This window comes from Cellulomonas alba (assembly GCF_030362835.1).
Classification (GTDB): Bacteria; Actinomycetota; Actinomycetes; order Actinomycetales; family Cellulomonadaceae; genus Cellulomonas; species Cellulomonas alba.
This window is the reverse complement of the sequence record NZ_JAUCGQ010000001.1, coordinates 152,350-167,449: the sequence shown is the minus strand read 5'-3', so window position 1 is coordinate 167,449 and position 15,100 is coordinate 152,350. Positions and strand designations below refer to the sequence as shown.

At 74.2% G+C, this 15,100-nt stretch carries 17 protein-coding genes; 14 read left to right on the top strand and 3 right to left on the bottom strand.

Annotated elements, in window-relative coordinates:
* Positions 1 to 99: 99 nt before the first annotated feature.
* Both QRT04_RS00795 and QRT04_RS00790 read right to left on the bottom strand, forming a co-directional pair.
* Entirely contained in the window at positions 100 to 438 is a 339-nt protein-coding gene (locus tag QRT04_RS00795; protein ID WP_289452979.1) for a TraR/DksA family transcriptional regulator, read from the bottom strand.
* On the bottom strand, positions 435 to 1,310 hold the full coding sequence (locus tag QRT04_RS00790) for an LLM class flavin-dependent oxidoreductase (protein WP_326522445.1): 876 nt from the start codon (positions 1,308 to 1,310) through the stop codon (positions 435 to 437). The genes QRT04_RS00795 and QRT04_RS00790 overlap by 4 nt, the downstream gene beginning before the upstream one ends.
* Before the next feature lie 154 nt (positions 1,311 to 1,464).
* On the opposite strand from QRT04_RS00790, the gene QRT04_RS00785 reads away from it, so the two are divergent.
* From QRT04_RS00785 to QRT04_RS00745, 9 genes are all read left to right on the top strand, one after another.
* On the top strand, positions 1,465 to 1,806 hold the full coding sequence (locus QRT04_RS00785) for a VOC family protein (RefSeq protein ID WP_289452977.1): 342 nt from the start codon (positions 1,465 to 1,467) through the stop codon (positions 1,804 to 1,806).
* A gap of 176 nt (positions 1,807 to 1,982) precedes the next feature.
* A complete protein-coding gene (gene thrS, locus QRT04_RS00780; RefSeq protein WP_289452976.1) occupies positions 1,983 to 4,001 on the top strand; it encodes a threonine--tRNA ligase in 2,019 nt (672 codons plus the stop codon).
* A gap of 3 nt (positions 4,002 to 4,004) precedes the next feature.
* Positions 4,005 to 4,604, top strand: coding sequence for an HIT family protein (locus QRT04_RS00775; protein ID WP_289452975.1), 600 nt, complete (start codon positions 4,005 to 4,007; stop codon positions 4,602 to 4,604).
* Between the two features lie 7 nt (positions 4,605 to 4,611).
* Positions 4,612 to 5,223 (top strand): phosphatidylinositol phosphate synthase, encoded by a 612-nt coding sequence (pgsA, locus tag QRT04_RS00770; protein WP_289452974.1) that lies wholly within the window; start codon positions 4,612 to 4,614, stop codon positions 5,221 to 5,223.
* Positions 5,220 to 6,230, top strand: coding sequence for a phosphatidylinositol mannoside acyltransferase (locus tag QRT04_RS00765; RefSeq protein ID WP_289452973.1), 1,011 nt, complete (start codon positions 5,220 to 5,222; stop codon positions 6,228 to 6,230). Before pgsA ends, QRT04_RS00765 begins: the two co-directional genes overlap by 4 nt.
* Complete coding sequence (locus QRT04_RS00760) at positions 6,227 to 7,447, top strand: glycosyltransferase family 4 protein (protein WP_289452972.1); 1,221 nt, start codon at positions 6,227 to 6,229, stop codon at positions 7,445 to 7,447. Before QRT04_RS00765 ends, QRT04_RS00760 begins: the two co-directional genes overlap by 4 nt.
* Positions 7,444 to 8,139 (top strand): hypothetical protein, encoded by a 696-nt coding sequence (locus QRT04_RS00755; RefSeq protein ID WP_289452971.1) that lies wholly within the window; start codon positions 7,444 to 7,446, stop codon positions 8,137 to 8,139. Before QRT04_RS00760 ends, QRT04_RS00755 begins: the two co-directional genes overlap by 4 nt.
* A 35-nt stretch (positions 8,140 to 8,174) precedes the next feature.
* On the top strand, positions 8,175 to 9,143 hold the full coding sequence (gene pdxS, locus QRT04_RS00750) for a pyridoxal 5'-phosphate synthase lyase subunit PdxS (protein ID WP_407653520.1): 969 nt from the start codon (positions 8,175 to 8,177) through the stop codon (positions 9,141 to 9,143).
* Complete coding sequence (locus QRT04_RS00745) at positions 9,140 to 9,778, top strand: NUDIX hydrolase (protein ID WP_407653519.1); 639 nt, start codon at positions 9,140 to 9,142, stop codon at positions 9,776 to 9,778. Before pdxS ends, QRT04_RS00745 begins: the two co-directional genes overlap by 4 nt.
* Positions 9,779 to 9,817: 39 nt before the next feature.
* Here the strand turns inward: QRT04_RS00745 and QRT04_RS00740 are convergent, their stop codons facing one another.
* Positions 9,818 to 11,125 carry an aminotransferase class V-fold PLP-dependent enzyme gene (locus tag QRT04_RS00740; RefSeq protein ID WP_289452969.1) on the bottom strand — a complete coding sequence of 436 codons (1,308 nt, stop codon included), beginning with the start codon at positions 11,123 to 11,125 and terminating at the stop codon, positions 9,818 to 9,820.
* Positions 11,126 to 11,164: 39 nt separating this feature from the next.
* Here QRT04_RS00740 and pdxT point away from each other — a divergent pair, with 39 nt between their 5' ends.
* The 5 genes from pdxT to ruvB all read left to right on the top strand — a co-directional run bounded on the left by pdxT (position 11,165) and on the right by ruvB (position 15,089).
* On the top strand, positions 11,165 to 11,770 hold the full coding sequence (pdxT, locus tag QRT04_RS00735) for a pyridoxal 5'-phosphate synthase glutaminase subunit PdxT (RefSeq protein WP_289452968.1): 606 nt from the start codon (positions 11,165 to 11,167) through the stop codon (positions 11,768 to 11,770).
* Positions 11,771 to 11,830: 60 nt separating this feature from the next.
* Positions 11,831 to 12,586 (top strand): YebC/PmpR family DNA-binding transcriptional regulator, encoded by a 756-nt coding sequence (locus QRT04_RS00730; RefSeq protein WP_289452967.1) that lies wholly within the window; start codon positions 11,831 to 11,833, stop codon positions 12,584 to 12,586.
* Between the two features lie 107 nt (positions 12,587 to 12,693).
* Entirely contained in the window at positions 12,694 to 13,257 is a 564-nt protein-coding gene (gene ruvC / locus QRT04_RS00725; RefSeq protein WP_289455669.1) for a crossover junction endodeoxyribonuclease RuvC, read from the top strand.
* A gap of 151 nt (positions 13,258 to 13,408) precedes the next feature.
* Positions 13,409 to 14,026, top strand: coding sequence for a Holliday junction branch migration protein RuvA (gene ruvA / locus QRT04_RS00720; RefSeq protein WP_289452966.1), 618 nt, complete (start codon positions 13,409 to 13,411; stop codon positions 14,024 to 14,026).
* Positions 14,019 to 15,089 (top strand): Holliday junction branch migration DNA helicase RuvB, encoded by a 1,071-nt coding sequence (ruvB, locus tag QRT04_RS00715; protein ID WP_289452965.1) that lies wholly within the window; start codon positions 14,019 to 14,021, stop codon positions 15,087 to 15,089. The genes ruvA and ruvB overlap by 8 nt, the downstream gene beginning before the upstream one ends.
* The last annotated feature ends 11 nt before the right edge of the window (positions 15,090 to 15,100 follow it).

Below are 15,100 nucleotides of genomic sequence, written 5' to 3'. Positions count from 1 at the left end.
GCCTGCGGTCAGCATGCGTCGAGTGTGCGGAGCCGTCCGGATGCTGTCAAGGCGTCCACATGCTGGACGAGCGCACGGGGCCGCGGGAGACGGCGGCCGTCACCGCGCCGCGCACGCGACGCAGGTGGCCGCTGCGGGCCGGACCGCGAGCCTGGCCGCGGCGATGGGCGCCCCGCACCGTTCGCACACCCCGTACCGGCCCGAGTCGACCCGCTCGAGCGCCGCGTCGATCTCGGCCAGCCGCTCGCTCGCGGCGCGCGCGAGCGCGTCCACCTGCGCGCGCTCGAACGCGATCGTCGCGCCCTCGGGGTCGTGCTCGTCGTCGGCGTTGCTGTCCCGCGACGCGGCGACCACCGCCGCGTGCTCGGCACCGAGCCTGCCGAGGGTGAGCTCGACCTCGCGCCGGAGCCCGAGCAGCCGGTCCCGGGCGGTCGTCACCGGGGCTGTTCCGCCGTGGCGGCGCCGCGCCGCGTGCGCTCGACCGTGACGAGCTCGCGCACGGCGGGCGCGACCTCGGCGGCGACCCGACGGAGCTCGTCCGGGTCGTCGCTCGCGACCACGAACGTGGAGACGCCGTCCTCGATCGCGAACGCCGCCAGGCGCTCGGCGTCCTGCTCGCTCGAGACGTTGAGCAGCCGCACGATGTCGTCGGGGCCGCGACCGGCGTCGGCGGCGGCGTCGTCGATGCGGGCGTTGCCGGCCGCGAGGTCGCCGACCCCGAGGTACGAGAGCGAGGGGAGCCAGCCGTCCGCTGTCGTGCCGACCAGCCGCAGCGCTCGCGGCTTGAGCGCGCCGACCCAGATCGGGATCGGGTGCGCCGGCGCAGGTCCGCGCTTGGCACCGCGCACCGGGTAGTGCTCGCCGCCGCGCAGCGGCGTGCGGTCGTCGACCCGCCAGATCGCCCGGACCAGGTCGACCGCCTCGGCCAGCGCGTCGATCGACTGGCCCGCAGTCAGCCGAGGCCGGCCCATGGCCTCGATCGCGTCCCAGAACGCCCCGGCGCCGAGCCCGAGAGCGAACCGCCCGCCGGAGAGCAGGTCGAGCGACGCCGCGGCCCGCGCCGTCACCGGTGCCGGTCGCAGCGGCAGGTTGAGCACGTTCGGCGCGAGCTCGATCCGGCGGGTCGCCGCCGCGACGTACGACAGGAGCGTCCACGTGTCGAGGAACGCCGGCTGGTAGGGGTGGTCCTGGAACGTGACGAGGTCGTAGCCGAGCTCCTCGCTGAGCCGCGCGAGGGCGACCGTCCGTTCGGGTGCACCGGCGCTCGGCGTGACGAACGTCCCGAACCTGACGGGGTGGCCGTAGTCCACGCGCGAGCCTCCTTGCCTGCACCGAGGCGGTCGCCGAACCCGCTGTCGTGCGGTGTCGATACGCGCCATCCTCGACCGTCTAGGGGCAGCACGCCCGTTCGGGCGCGCACGGCGAGGGGAGTCGGCGATGGCCAGGACGACGAGGGTGATCAGCGTGTCCGTCGAGGTGACCGACCAGGACGCGGCGCTCGCGTACTACGTCGACGTCCTCGGGTGCGAACTGCGCACCGACGTGGAGGTGTTCCCCGGCGGTCGGTGGGTCGAGGTCGTGCCGCCAGGTTCCACCGTCGGCATCGCGCTCGTGACGAGGGAGAGCGGCATCCCGGTCGCGCTGCGGCTCGGCACGAGCGACGCGGACGAGGCGCACGCACGCCTCACGTCCGCGGGAACCGCACCCCATCAGGCGGTGATCCGCGAGGCCTACGCACCGCCGATGTTCGCGTTCGACGACCCGGACGGGAACGCGCTCGTCTACCTCGAGGACGCGCCGGGCTGACGGCAGCGCGGTCGGGCGAGCCGTTCGCCCGGTGCGTGGCGGGTCGGACCGCCTCCGGCCCGCCCGCGTCCTCGTCGTCGGCGGGCCGCCGCCGCGCTGGTCGCGGCGGTCGCGCCGGTAGCATCGAGGTCGCCCGCCGCGTCGGTGGGCGTCCCACAGCCGAGGAGGCCACTGCCGTGCCCGAGCTCACCGCCCTGACCGTCGACGGAGTCGCGACCACGGTGGAGCCCGGCACGACGACGGGCGCCGACCTGTTCGCCGGCCGCAAGGACGTCGTCGTCGTGCGCGTCGACGGCGAGCTGCGCGACCTGTACCGGCCGATCCCCGAGGGCGCGCAGGTCGTCGAGGCCGTGACGATCGACTCGCCCGACGGCCTCTCCGTGCTGCGCCACTCGGCCGCGCACGTCCTCGCGCAGGCGGTCCAGGAGATCAACCCGACCGCGAAGCTCGGCATCGGGCCGCCCATCACCGACGGCTTCTACTACGACTTCGACGTCGACACCCCGTTCACGCCGGACGACCTGCGCGCGATCGAGAAGGTCATGGGCCGCATCGTCAAGGAGGGCCAGACCTTCCGCCGGTGGGACGTCACGGAGGACGAGGCGCGCGAGGAGATGAAGGACGAGCCGTACAAGCTCGAGCTCATCGGCCTCAAGGGTGACCCCGGCGCGGGCGAGGGCGCGTCGGTCGAGGTCGGCCTCGGCGGGCTGTCGATCTACCAGAACGTGCGCGGCGCCGGCCGCGAGAGCGAGCAGGTCGTCTGGCAGGACCTGTGCCGTGGGCCGCACCTGCCGAGCACCCGCCTGATCGGCAACGGCTTCCAGCTGACCCGCTCGGCGGCCGCGTACTGGCGGGGGAGCGAGAAGAACCCGCAGCTCCAGCGCGTCTACGGGACCGCGTGGCCCACCAAGGACGAGCTCAAGGCGTACATGGACCGGCTCGCCGAGGCCGAGCGCCGCGACCACCGCCGCCTCGGGACGGAGCTCGACCTGTTCTCGTTCCCGGACGAGATCGGCTCGGGTCTCGCGGTGTTCCACCCCAAGGGCGGCATCATCCGCATGGAGATGGAGGAGTACTCGCGCCGTCGGCACGTCGAGGCGGGGTACTCGTTCGTCAACAGCCCGCACATCACCAAGGCGAAGCTGTTCCAGACCAGCCGCCACCTCGAGTGGTACGCCGACGGCATGTACCCGCCGATGAAGCTCGACGCGGAGTACCACGAGGACGGCACGATCAAGCGCGAGGGCCAGGACTACTACCTGAAGCCCATGAACTGCCCGATGCACAACCTCGTGTTCGCGGCGCGCGGGCGGTCCTACCGCGAGCTGCCGCTGCGCCTGTTCGAGTTCGGCACGGTCTACCGCTACGAGAAGTCGGGCGTCGTGCACGGTCTGACCCGGGCGCGTGGCTTCACGCAGGACGACGCGCACATCTACACGACGCGCGAGCAGATGCGCGACGAGCTCTCGAGCCTGCTCACGTTCGTGCTCGACCTGCTGCGCGACTACGGGCTCAACGACTTCTACCTCGAGCTGTCGACGCGCGACCCCGAGAAGTCGGTGGGCGACGACGCGACCTGGCACGAGGCGACCGAGACGCTGCGCGAGGTCGCGACCGAGTCGGGCCTGCAGCTCGTCGACGACCCGGGCGGCGCGGCGTTCTACGGCCCGAAGATCTCGGTCCAGGCCAAGGACGCGATCGGGCGCACCTGGCAGCTGTCGACCATCCAGCTCGACTTCTTCGAGCCCGAGCTGTTCGAGCTCGAGTACACGGCGGCAGACGGCACGCGCCAGCGGCCCGTCATGATCCACCGCGCGCTCTTCGGGTCCATCGAGCGGTTCTTCGCGATCCTGCTCGAGCACTACGCGGGGGCCTTCCCGGCGTGGCTCGCGCCCGTCCAGGTCGTGGCGGTCCCCGTGGCCGAGCCGTTCGAGCCGTACCTGCAGGAGGTCGTGGACCGGCTGCGCACGCAGGGCATCCGCGCGGAGCTCGACACGAGCGACGACCGGTTCGGCAAGAAGATCCGCAACGCGAGCACGCAGAAGGTGCCGTTCGTGCTCATCGCGGGCGGCGAGGACCAGGCTGCCGGTGCCGTCTCCTTCCGCTATCGCGACGGTCGCCAGGACAACGGCGTGCCCGTCGACGAGGCGGTCGAGCGGATCGTCACCGCGGTGCGCGAGCGCTCGCAGGTCTGACCCGTGGCCGATCCCGACGACGAGCGCCCCACCGTGCCCGCGGTCGAGCCGGCGGCGGCGTTCGCCGGCGTGCCCGACGGGTTCGAGCGCCTCTGGACGCCGCACCGCATGGCGTACATCGGCGGCGAGGGCAAGCCGCGGGACCCGGAGTCGGGCGCGGGGTGCCCGTTCTGCCACATCCCGTCGCTGCCCGACGAGGAGGGGCTGATCGTCGCGCGCGGGCGCGTGGCCTACGTCGTCATGAACCTCTACCCGTACAACTCGGGGCACGTCCTGGTGTGCCCGTACCGGCACGTCGCGGACTACACCGAGCTCACGGACGACGAGGTGGCGGAGGTCGCCGAGCTGACCCGCACGGCGATGCGCGTGACGCGCGAGGTCTCCGCGCCGCACGGCTTCAACCTGGGGATGAACCAGGGCGAGGTCGCGGGCGCCGGGATCGCGGCGCACCTGCACCAGCACGTGGTGCCGCGCTGGGGCGGCGACTCGAACTTCCTGCCCATCGTGGGCCGCAGCCGGGCACTGCCCGAGCTGCTCGGCGACACGCGGAGCCGGCTGGCGGCCGCGTGGCCTGCGCGGCCCCAGGCCGGATCGAAGGGATGATCGGCGAGTGCTGAACCGACTGCGGGGTGCGATGACGCGCATCTTCACCCCGGTGGCCGCGGCCCTGCTGAAGGCGGGCGTCTCGCCCGACGCCGTGACGATCACGGGCACGCTCGTCGTCGTCGTGACCGCGCTGTGGGCGTACCCGACGGGCCACCTGTTCCTCGGCACGCTGATCATCGCGATCTTCGCGCTCACGGACTCGCTCGACGGCGTGATGGCCCGCCAGGCCGGGCGGTCCGGCCCGTGGGGCGCGTTCCTCGACTCGACGCTCGACCGGTTCGGCGACGGCGCGATCTTCGCGGGCCTGGTGCTCTGGTACACGGCGGGCGGCGACGACCGGCTCACGGCGATGCTCGCGCTGGCGTGCCTGGTGCTGGGCTCGATCGTGCCCTACGCCCGTGCCCGCGCCGAGGGCCTGGGCATGACGGCGTCGGGCGGCATCGCGGAGCGCGCGGACCGGCTGTTCATCGCGCTGACGGCGACGGGCATCGTGGGGCTCGGCGTGCCGCGGGTCGTGCTGACGGTGGTGCTCGCGCTGCTGTGCGTGGCGTCGGCCGTGACGATCGTGCAGCGCATGGCCAAGGTGCACCGCCAGGCCGTCGGGGCTGCCGAGTGAAGGTCGACGTCGCCCGGGCGTACGCGACGGCGTGGCGAGTGGCCGGTCACGTGCCGGGGCCGGTGCTGCGGTTCGCGGGCAACGTCGCGGCCGACGTGACGTGGCTGCTGCGCCGTGGCGGGGTGCGACAGCTCGAGAAGAACCTCGCCCGCGTCCGGCCCGAGCTCGACGGGCGCGCGGTCCGGCGCCTGTCGCGGGCGGGCATGCGCTCGTACATGCGGTACTTCGGCGAGGCGTTCGCGCTCTCCACGTGGTCGCACGAGCGCATCGACGCCCGCGTCCGTGCCGTCGGGCGCGAGAACGTCGACGTGCACCTCGTGGAGGGACGCCAGGTGATCCTCGCGCTCGGCCACTGCGGGAACTGGGACCTCGCCGGTGCGTGGGCCGAGCGGCACCTCAGCCACGTCACCACGGTCGCCGAGCGGCTCAAGCCCGAGGAGCTCTTCCAGGAGTTCCTGCGGTTCCGGGAGGGCGTCGGCATGCGGATCATCGCGCTCGGCGACGGCGACGTGTTCCGCGAGCTCGTGCGCACGGCCCGCACCGGCCCCGGTGTCCTGCCGCTGCTGGCGGACCGCGACCTCACCGCGCGCGGTGTCGAGGTCGACCTCTTCGGGCACCGGGCGCGCGTCGCGGCCGGCCCGGCGGCCCTCGCGGTCACCACGGGCGCGCCCCTGGTCACGACATGGATCCACCACGAACGGCTCCGGGGCGCGGCGCGCCGCGCCGCGGGGAGCCCGTGGGGTCTCGTCCTCGAGTTCTCGCCCGCCGTCGCCGTTCCCGACGGCGTGCCGCGCGCCGAGCGGGTGCGCGTCGCGACGCAGGCCTGGGTCGACCAGCTCGCGGACGGCATCCACCGTCGGCCGCAGGACTGGCACATGCTCCAGAAGGTGTTCGTCGAGGACCTCGACGCCGAGCGGTACGCGGCGACCCTCGCCCGTGAGTCGGCGACCGGCGCCGGTGCACCGGCGGCACCGCTCGCGCCGGACGCCGCCGCGGAGCGGGCATGACGCCCCGCCCGCCCGAGCGCGCGCTCCGCGTCGGCATCGTCTGCCCGTACTCGTTCGACGTCCCGGGCGGCGTCCAGTTCCACGTGCGCGACCTCGCGGAGGCGCTCCTCGCGCGGGGCCACTCGGTCTCGGTGCTCGCGCCGGCGGACGACGACACGCCCGTGCCGCCGTACCTGACAGCCGCCGGTCGCGCGGTGCCGGTCCGGTACAACGGCGCGGTCGCGCGGCTGACGTTCGGCCCGCTCACCGCGGCGCGCGTACGCAAGTGGCTCGCCGCGGGCGAGTTCGACGTCCTCCACCTGCACGAGCCCGTGACGCCGAGCCTGTCGATGCTCGCGCTCTGGATCGCCGACGGGCCGGTCGTCGCCACGTTCCACACCGCGCTGATCCGCTCGCGGTCGCTGCAGCTCGCGTACCCGCTGGTCCGGCAGTCGCTCGAGAAGATCTCGGCGCGGATCGCCGTCTCGGAGGACGCGCGACGCACGCTCGTCGAGCACATGGGCGGCGACGCCGTCGTCATCCCGAACGGCGTGTACGTCGACGCGTTCGCCGACGCGACGGCGGACCCGCGCTGGACGGGGACGCCCGAGGCGCCGACGATCGCGTTCCTCGGCCGGCTCGACGAGCCGCGCAAGGGCCTCGGGGTCCTGCTCGGTGCGGTCCCGGCCGTGCTCGACGCCATCCCGGGCGCGCGGTTCCTCGTCGCGGGTCGCGGCGAGAGCGGTCCGCAGCAGGCGGCCGAGATCCTGGGGGACCGCGCGGGCGCGGTCGAGTTCCTGGGCGGCGTGTCCGACGAGGACAAGGCGCGGCTGCTCACGTCCGTCGACGCGTACGTCGCGCCGCAGACCGGCGGCGAGAGCTTCGGCATCGTGCTGGTCGAGGCGATGAGCGCGGGCACCACGGTCGTCGCGAGCGACCTCGGCGCGTTCTCGCGCGTGCTCGACGACGGCGCCTCCGGGGTGCTCTTCGCCACGGGGGACAGCGCCGACCTGGGCCGCCGGCTCGTCGAGGTGCTGCGCGACGACGCGCTGCGCGCGCGCGTCGAGGAGCACGCCCGCGGGTCGGTGCGCCAGTACGACTGGTCCGCCGTCACCGACCAGGTCACGGCCGTGTACGAGATGGTGGTCGCCGGGCGCGACGCCCCCGTGGGCGAGGACCCGTCGTCGCTGCGCGGGGCTCGCCTGCTCGAGCTCAGGCACCGGGGGAACGGCCGATGACGTGGTCGGAGGTGTCGTTCTGGGTCGTCGTCGGGCTCGCCCTCGTCGTCTGGTGGGTGTGGGTCGCCGCGTCGCGTCTCGACCGGCTGCACCGCAAGGTCGGCGCGTCGCGCGCCGTGGTCGACGCGCAGCTCGTGCGGCGCGCCACGGTCGCCGCCGAGCTCGCGACGAGCGGCCTGCTCGACCCCGCGAGCTCGGTGCTGCTGGGCGAGGCGTCGTGGGCCGCCCTCGCGGTGGGCGGCTCGAGCGCCGCGTCGACGGTCGTCCTGCCGGCCGACCTCGCCGACCTGCTCGTCACGGACGGTGCGACCAACGACGTCGGCGAGTGGCACACGCCCGCCGGCATGCCCGACCGGGAGCGCATCGAGAGCGAGCTCTCCGCGACGCTGCGCGAGGTGCTCGACGACGCGGACGAGGTCGCGGCGCTGCTCGAGGACCCGACGGGCGACGAGCTGCTGGCGGGCCTGAGCTCCGCCTGGTACCGGGTGCAGCTCGCGCGCCGGTTCCACAACGAGGCCGTCGCGCAGACCCAGGCGGTCCGGCGCGGGCTGTTCGTCCGGACGCTGAGGCTCGCCGGCCGCGCCCCCGAGCCGCGCACGCTCGAGCTCGACGACGCGTGGCCCGAGAACCTCGACCGGCCCGGTGCGCGCACGCTCGCGCGGGCCGAGGACGAGGCCGACGAGCTGCGCTGAAACGCGCTCCGGTCGGCCGCCGACCACGCATTACGATGATCAGAAACCACCCGCTGCTACCTGTGAGGCCTGACGTGACCAGCGAGAACAGCCAGCCCGCCACCACGACGCACGAGGCCGCCGGCCAGGTCGGCACCGCTCGCGTCAAGCGCGGCATGGCGGAGATGCTCAAGGGCGGCGTCATCATGGACGTCGTCACGGCGGAGCAGGCGAAGATCGCCGAGGACGCGGGCGCCGTGGCCGTCATGGCGCTCGAGCGGGTCCCCGCCGACATCCGCGCGCAGGGCGGCGTGGCGCGCATGAGCGACCCCGACCTGATCGACGGCATCATCGAGGCCGTCTCGATCCCCGTCATGGCGAAGGCGCGCATCGGCCACTTCGTCGAGGCGCAGGTGCTGCAGAGCCTGGGCGTCGACTACGTCGACGAGTCCGAGGTGCTGACGCCCGCCGACTACAGCCACCACATCGACAAGTGGGCGTTCACGGTGCCTTTCGTGTGCGGCGCGACGAACCTCGGCGAGGCCCTGCGCCGCATCACCGAGGGCGCGGCGATGATCCGCTCGAAGGGCGAGGCGGGCACGGGCGACGTCTCGAACGCGACGACCCACATGCGCACGCTGCGCGACGAGATCCGCCGCCTGACGTCGCTCCCGGAGGACGAGCTGTTCCTCGCGGCGAAGGAGCTCCAGGCGCCGTACGACCTCGTCAAGGAGGTCGCGCGGGCGGGCAAGCTCCCCGTCGTCCTGTTCACCGCGGGCGGCATCGCGACCCCGGCGGACGCGGCGATGATGATGCAGCTCGGCGCCGAGGGCGTCTTCGTCGGCTCGGGCATCTTCAAGTCGGGCAACCCGGCGGAGCGCGCGGCGGCGATCGTCAAGGCGACGACGTTCTTCGACGACCCGGACGTGATCGCCAAGGTCTCGCGCGGCCTCGGCGAGGCGATGGTCGGCATCAACGTCGACGACGTGCCGGTGCCGCACCGCCTGGCCGAGCGCGGCTGGTGACCGACTCCCACGCGCAGCACGAGGCCGCGGACCCCGCCACGGGGTTCGCGGCCTCGGCCGTCTCGGTACCGCGTGCGCACGAGGACGGCGGGGGACCGGTGCACGCGCTCGGTCCCGAGTGGCAGCCCGGCCCGGACGGCCTGCTGTTCCGGCGCGCGGCGCGCGTGATCCTGCTCGACGAGGACGACCGCGTGCTGCTGATGCGCGGGCACGACGTCGACCAGCCCGAGCGCAGCTGGTGGTTCACCGTCGGCGGCGGCATCGACGACGGCGAGGACGCGGCCCACGCCGCCGTGCGCGAGCTCCGCGAGGAGACGGGCATCGCGCTCGCCGTCTCCGAGCTCGTGGGGCCCGTGTTCACGCGGTCCGCGATCTTCGACTTCTACGCCGCGCACTGCCGCCAGGACGAGGAGCTGTTCCTCGCGCGCGTGCCTGCGGCCGCGTTCGCCGGCACGGACCGCGCGGGCTGGACGCCGATCGAGCTCGACGTGATCGACGAGCTGCGCTGGTGGTCGCTCGACGACCTGGAGCGCGTCGACATCGAGGTCTTCCCCGAGAACCTGCACGCGCTCGTGGCGTCGCTGCTCCCCGCGTGGGACGGCACGACGCGCCACCTCGGGCTCGCGAGGGAGTAAGGCCGGGCCCGGGACCCGTCGCGGCCGGCGAGCCAGCCGTCAGGTGACGGTCGAGCGCCGCTCGTGCCGCGGGTCGAGGTGCTCCTCGTCGGCGAGCACCGCGGCGTAGGCGCGCGCCGCCGTGACCATGTCGGCGTGCGTCAGGTACGGCGCCGCGACGCCGAGGCGCACGATGTCGGGCGCGCGGAAGTCGCCGACGACGCGTCGCTCGGCGAGCGCGCGGACGACCCCGTAGGCGTGCTCGTGCCGCAGCGAGAGCTGCGAGCCGCGTCGCTCGTCGTCGCGCGGCGTGACCACGTCGACCCCCGGCACGAGCGACTCCAGGCACTCGCGCAGGAAGGCCGTCAGCGAGAGCGACCGCTCCCGCACCGCGTCGGCATCGACGCCGTCGAGCGCGGTGAGCGCGGCCTCGAGCGCGAGCAGCGACAGGAGCGGCGGCGTCCCGGTCCGTGCGCGGTCCACACCGTCGGCAGGCGCGTACTCGCCGGCCATCGCGAACGGGTCGGCATGGCCGTGCCAGCCGGGCACCGGGTTCACGAACTGCGGCTGGTGGCGGCGCGCGACGTAGAGGTACGCAGGGGCGCCCGGCCCGCCGTTGAGGTACTTGTAGCCGCACCCGACGGCCAGGTCGACGTCGTGCTCGTCGAGACCGACGGGCATCGCGCCCGCGGAGTGGCACAGGTCCGCCACCGCCAGAGCGCCCGCGTCGTGGGCGGCGCGCACGAGCCCGGGGAGGTCCCACGCCCGGCCCGTCCAGTAGTCGACGTGCGAGAACGCCAGTGCTGCGACGCGCTCACCGCGGGCCGTCAGGTCGGCGAGCAGGACGGGCATGGCGTCGGGGTCGGCGAGCTCGACGCGCCAGCCGACCTCGGCGGCGACGCCGTGCGCGACGTACAGGTCGGTCGGGAACGAGCCCGGGTCCGTGACGAGGACGCGGGCCTCGGGGCGCAGCACGGCAGCGGCGCGCAGCGCCTGGTAGAGCCGCAGCGTCGTCGTGTCGCCCGCGACGACCTGCCCGGGTCCGGCGCCGACGACGGCGCCGATCGCGTCGCCGACGCGTCCGGGCGCGTCCCACCAGCCGGCCGTGTTCCACGAGTCGATGAGGTCGCGACCCCACTCCTCCTGCACGACGCGCCGCAGCACCGGCGGCACGGCCGCAGGCAGCGCGCCCAGGGAGTTGCCGTCGAGGTGCACGAGCCCCTCCGGGAGCAGGAACCGGTGCCGGAGGTCGGTCTGCGCGTGCTCGGCGTCGAGGCGCGCGGCGCGCTCGTCGAGCTCGTCGTGCACCGCGCGGACGGTCGCGGCGGCGGGCGCGTGCGGGTGGCCGGTCTCGGCATCCGGGGTCATCGTCGGAGCGTAACCAGCGGGCACCTAGGATCGGACGCCGTGACAGCCACCCCCACCGTCGGTGTCCTCGCCCTCCAGGGCGACGTGCGCGAGCACCTGCACGCCCTCGAGACCGTCGGCCTGCGCGGCGTGCCCGTGCGGCGCGAGCGCGAGCTCGACGCGGTCGAGGCGCTCGTCATCCCGGGCGGCGAGTCCACGACGATCGACAAGCTGCTGCGCGCGTTCGACCTGTTCGGGCCGGTGCAGGCGCGGCTCCGCGCGGGCATGCCGGCCTACGGCTCGTGCGCCGGCATGATCCTGCTCGCCGACCGCGTGCTCGACGGCATCGACGGCCAGCAGACCCTCGGCGGAGTCGACGTGACGGTCCGCCGCAACGCGTTCGGCCGCCAGGTGGACTCGTTCGAGACGGACCTGACCATCGACGGGATCGACGAGCCGCTGCACGCCGTGTTCATCCGTGCGCCCTGGGTCGAGGAGGTCGGGCCGGCGGCGAGGGTCGTCGGCCGCGTGGAGAGCGGTCCGGCCGCCGGTAGGATTGTGGCGGTGCGCCAGGGACCGTTGCTGGTGACGTCGTTCCACCCCGAGGTGACGGGCGACGTGCGGGTGCACGAGCTGTTCGGACGGATCGTCCGCGAGAGTCTGTGAGCCGCGCCGGCGCGGCGGCGGCTGCAGGGCATCAGCGGTGACGAAGGAGTAGCAGAGTCGATGTCGGGTCACTCCAAGTGGGCCACCACGAAGCACAAGAAGGCCGTGATCGACGCGAAGCGCGGCAAGCTCTTCGCGAAGCTCATCAAGAACATCGAGGTCGCGGCGCGCACCGGCGGCGGTGACCCGGCGGGCAACCCGACGCTGTTCGACGCCATCCAGAAGGCGAAGAAGTCGTCGGTCCCCAACGACAACATCGACCGCGCCGTCAAGCGCGGCTCCGGCCAGGAGGCCGGCGGGGCGGACTACCAGTCGATCACCTACGAGGGCTACGGCCCCGGCGGCGTCGCGGTGCTGGTCGAGTGCCTGACGGACAACCGCAACCGCGCCGCGTCCGACGTGCGCGTCGCGTTCACGCGCAACGGCGGCCAGATGGCCGACCCGGGCTCCGTCGCCTACATCTTCAGCCGCAAGGGCGTCGTCGTGGTGCCGAAGGACGGCACCGACGAGGACTCCGTGATGGAGGCCGTGCTCGACGCGGGCGGCGAGGAGGTCAACGACCTCGGCGAGTCCTTCGAGGTGCTGAGCGAGGCGACCGATCTCGTGCCCGTGCGCACGTCGCTGCAGCAGGCCGGCATCGACTACGACTCCGCCGACGTCGTGTGGTGGCCGTCGACGCAGATCGAGGTCGACGTCGAGGGCGCGCGCAAGATCCTGCGCCTCATCGACGCCCTCGAGGACAGTGACGACGTGCAGAACGTGTTCGCGAACTTCGACGCGTCCGACGAGGTCATGGCGCAGCTCGACGACGAGTGAGTCGCGCGTCGACGGACGGGCCCGTCCCCTCGGGGGCGGGCCCGTCCGCCGTCCCCGCCGGGGTGTCGTCCCGGCGCCCCGGGCCCGGCGGTGCGAGCATGACGGGCATGCGGGTGCTCGGCGTCGACCCGGGCCTGACCCGGTGCGGGCTCGGCGTGGTCGACGGACTGCCGGGCCGGCGGCTGCGGTACGTCGCTGTGGGCGTCGCCCGGTCGGAGCCCGAGCTCGACGCGGACCAGCGCCTGCTGGCCATCGAGCGGACGATCGAGGAGTGGCTCGAGGAGCACGCGCCCGACACGGTCGCCGTCGAGCGCGTGTTCGCGCAGCACAACGTCAGCACGGTCATGGGCACGGCCCAGGTCGCCGGCATCGCGATGGTGGCCGCCGCCCGCCGGCGCATCCCGGTCGCGATGCACACCCCGAGCGAGGTCAAGGCCGCCGTCACGGGCAACGGACGGGCAGGCAAGGCGCAGGTTCAGGCGATGGTCGCGCGGCTGCTGCAGCTGGACGAGCTGCCGCACCCGTGGGACGCGGCCGACGCGCTCGCGCTCGCCGTCTGCCACCTGTGGCGGCCAGCCGGCGCACTCGGCGCTCCGCAGCGCGCCCCGGGCAGCATGACGCCCGCGCAGCGCGCGTGGGCCGCGGCCGAGCAGGCGGCCCGGCGCCGCTGACGCGCGTGTCGTTCGTACACGTGTTCGCGCCGGTGTGGCAGAGTCGGCGGCGTCCGCGGATGCGGGGACGCACGGAGGGGCCGCACGGGTTGGCGCACGGAATGGCGCACGAAGTTGCGCACGGAACGTCGCCGAGAAGAGGAGCAGTCGGGTGATCGCGTCGGTCAACGGGACGGTGCTGGCGGTGCGGCTCGACGCTGCGGTCGTCGAGGTCGGCGGCGTCGGGCTCCTGGTCAACGCGACGCCCACGACGCTCGCCGGCCTGCGGGTCGGCGCTCCGGCGCGGCTCTCGACGTCGCTCGTCGTGCGCGAGGACGCGCTCACGCTGTTCGGCTTCGCCGACGCCGACGAGCGCGACGTCTTCGAGATCCTGCAGACGGTCAGCGGCGTCGGCCCGCGGCTTGCCCTCGCCATGCTCGCGGTGCACACGCCCGACGGTCTGCGCCGCGCGGTCGCGACGGAGGACCTCGCGGCGCTGAAGCGTGTCCCGGGAATCGGCCACAAGGGCGCACAGCGCATCGTCCTCGAGCTGGGCGACCGGCTCGGCGCCCCCGTCGGCACGGCGCCCGCGTCGGCGGCTCCCGCGACGGCACCGGGCGACCGCCGCGAGCAGGTCGTCGAGGCGCTCGTCGGCCTGGGCTGGACGGCCAAGGCGGCGACCGACGCCGTCACGACGGTGCTCGACGGCTCGCTCGAGCCGGTCGGCGCCGACGAGGTGGCCGGCGTGCTGCGGGCCGCGCTGCGGACACTCGGCGGCGCGCGTGTCTGAGCGTCACGCGCACGAGGACGAGGAGCTCGTCACCGAGCGGTTCGCGGCCGACTCGCTCGTCCGGCCGGGCGCCGACGACCTCGAGCGCGCAGCGGAGGCCGCATTGCGCCCGCGCAACCTCGACGAGTTCGTCGGCCAGCGCGTGGTGCGCGACCAGCTGTCGCTCGTGCTCCAGGCCGCCAAGGCGCGTGGCCGCGCCCCCGACCACGTGCTGCTCTCGGGGCCGCCCGGCCTGGGCAAGACGACGCTCGCGATGATCATCGCCGCCGAGCTCGGCGCCTCGCTGCGGGTCACGAGCGGCCCGGCGATCCAGCACGCGGGTGACCTCGCCGCGGTGCTGTCGTCCCTCGAGGAGGGCGAGGTCCTGTTCCTCGACGAGATCCACCGGCTGGCGCGCCCGGCGGAGGAGCTGCTGTACGTGGCGATGGAGGACTTCCGCGTCGACGTCGTCGTGGGCAAGGGCGCCGGCGCGAGCGCGATCCCGCTCGCGCTCCCGCCGTTCACCGTGGTCGGCGCGACGACGCGCGCGGGCCTCCTGCCCGCGCCGCTGCGCGACCGGTTCGGCTTCACCGGCCACCTCGACTTCTACGCCGACGACGAGCTCGAGCGCGTGCTTCTCCGCTCGGCTCGCCTGCTCGACGTGCCGCTCGAGCACCGCGCGGCGCACGAGATCGCGTCGCGGTCGCGGGGCACGCCGCGCATCGCGAACCGCCTGCTGCGACGCGTGCGCGACTGGGCCGAGGTGCGCGGGGACGGCCGGCTGACGCTCGCCGCCGCACGCGCTGCGCTCGACGTGTACGAGGTCGACGTCCGCGGCCTGGACCGGCTCGACCGCGCCGTGCTGACTGCGCTGTGCACGCGGTTCGGCGGGGGACCGGTGGGCCTGACGACGCTTGCCGTGGCCGTCGGCGAGGAGCCCGAGACGGTCGAGACGGTCGCTGAACCGTTTCTGGTCCGCGAGGGGCTGGTGGGCCGGACGCCGCGTGGACGGGTCGCACTCCCTGCGGCCTGGGCGCACCTCGGTCTCGAGGCACCTCGTGAGGCCGGTACCCTCTTCGGCTGAGACGCCGTGGT

Coding starts and splice junctions, on each gene's coding strand:
- QRT04_RS00755 (WP_289452971.1), top strand. CDS start 7,444: ATGACGTGGTCGGAGGTGTCGTTCTGGGTCGTCGTCGGGCTCGCCCTC.
- QRT04_RS00740 (WP_289452969.1), bottom strand. CDS start 11,125: ATGACCCCGGATGCCGAGACCGGCCACCCGCACGCGCCCGCCGCCGCG.
- pdxS (WP_407653520.1), top strand. CDS start 8,175: ATGATCAGAAACCACCCGCTGCTACCTGTGAGGCCTGACGTGACCAGC.
- QRT04_RS00730 (WP_289452967.1), top strand. CDS start 11,831: ATGTCGGGTCACTCCAAGTGGGCCACCACGAAGCACAAGAAGGCCGTG.
- QRT04_RS00760 (WP_289452972.1), top strand. CDS start 6,227: ATGACGCCCCGCCCGCCCGAGCGCGCGCTCCGCGTCGGCATCGTCTGC.
- ruvC (WP_289455669.1), top strand. CDS start 12,694: ATGCGGGTGCTCGGCGTCGACCCGGGCCTGACCCGGTGCGGGCTCGGC.